At 67.0% G+C, this 1426-nt stretch carries 2 protein-coding genes; both read left to right on the forward strand.

Annotation, left to right across the window (positions count from 1 at the left end; genetic code table 11):
* Window positions 1–220, forward strand: a 220-nt coding sequence (locus AB0I23_RS41470) for a hypothetical protein (RefSeq protein WP_359118447.1), incomplete at its 5' end; no start/stop codon positions are given.
* 86 nt (window positions 221–306) lie between these two features.
* On the forward strand, window positions 307–1426 hold a 1120-nt coding region (locus tag AB0I23_RS41475), incomplete at its 3' end, for an IS110 family transposase (RefSeq protein WP_359118449.1).

Consider the following 1426-nt stretch of genomic DNA (forward strand, 5'->3'; position numbering starts at 1 on the left):
AGGTCAGCGATCCAGCGCACCTTCGGTGCGCGCCGGGGGCGTGGTAAATCCCGTGGCGCGCGCCGGGGGTGCTTCTGTCTGCCCTGACGTGGGCTGGTGCCTGTTCGAGAACCTTGGGGTGTCCGTTCCGGCCGAAACCGATGCCTCTGTGATGCCGGTGAGCTCGCAGGTCAGCGTGGTGCTGGGGGCCGTCCACGGGAACCGTGGAGTGTTGCTGTGAAGCACGTGCGTCAGAATTCCTGATTCACCCTGGCCCTCCCGGAACGGCGTACTGCTTGACCGTTCGGTGTGGGAGGGAGCAAGGCCGTGGACGTGTTGCACGAACGCTGCGCGGGCCTGGACATCAGCAAGAAGGACGCCAAGGTGTGCGTCCGTACTCCGAGTACGAAGCGGCGGGGTTCCTTCACGACGGAGACCACGACGTGGGGATCGACGACGAACGCGGTCCTGGATCTGCGGGAGCATCTGCTGGCTGCGCGGGTGACGCTGGTGGTGATCGAGGCGACCTCGGACTACTGGAAGCCCTTCTACTACGTGCTGACCGAGGGCTTGAACGTGATCCTGGTCAACGCGCGGCAGGTCAAGAACCTGCCCGGCCGCAAGACGGATGTCTCGGACGCGGCCTGGCTGGCCCAGCTCGGCGCCCACGGCCTGGTCCGGCCCTCGTTCGTGCCGCCCGAGCCGGTCCGCGAACTGCGGGACCTGACCCGGGCCCGGACCACCGCGACCCGTGAACGCGGCCGTGTGGTCCAGCGGTTGGAGAAGCTGCTGGAGGACACCGGCATCAAACTCTCCGCGGTGGCCTCGGACATCATGGGCGTCTCTGGCCGGGCCATGCTCGAAGCCCTCGTCTGCGGCGAAGCCGACCCGCAGGTTCTCGCGGACCTGGCCAAACGAAAGCTCCGCAACAAGATCCCCGAACTCACCGAGGCCCTGACCGGACGCTTCCGCGAGCACCACGCGTTCCTGACCCGGCTGCATCTGGACCAGTACGACCACCTCACCACGATGATCGACCAGCTCACCGGACGGATCGAGGAGGCGATGGCACCCTTTCGTGACGCCCTTGACCTGCTCGACACCATCCCCGGCATCAACCAGGCCACCGCCGAAGTGATCATCGCGGAGACCGGCGGGGACATGACCCGGTTCACCTCCGCCAAGCACCTCGCGTCCTGGGCCGGGGTCTGTCCCGGCCATCACGAGTCCGCCGGCCGCACCAAGAACACCAAGGTCCGGCCCGGCAACCCCTACCTCAAAGGCGCACTCGGCCTCGCCGCGTTCGGCGCCGTGAGAACCAAGGACACCTACCTCCAAGCCCGTTACAAGCGGCTGACCGCCCGCCGCGGCCCGCTCAGAGCACTGGTCGCCGTCGAACACTCGATCATCACTGCGATCTGGCACATGCTCACCGACAACGTCGCCT

The organism is Streptomyces atratus, assembly GCF_040655115.1.
Classification (GTDB): Bacteria; Actinomycetota; Actinomycetes; order Streptomycetales; family Streptomycetaceae; genus Streptomyces; species Streptomyces atratus_D.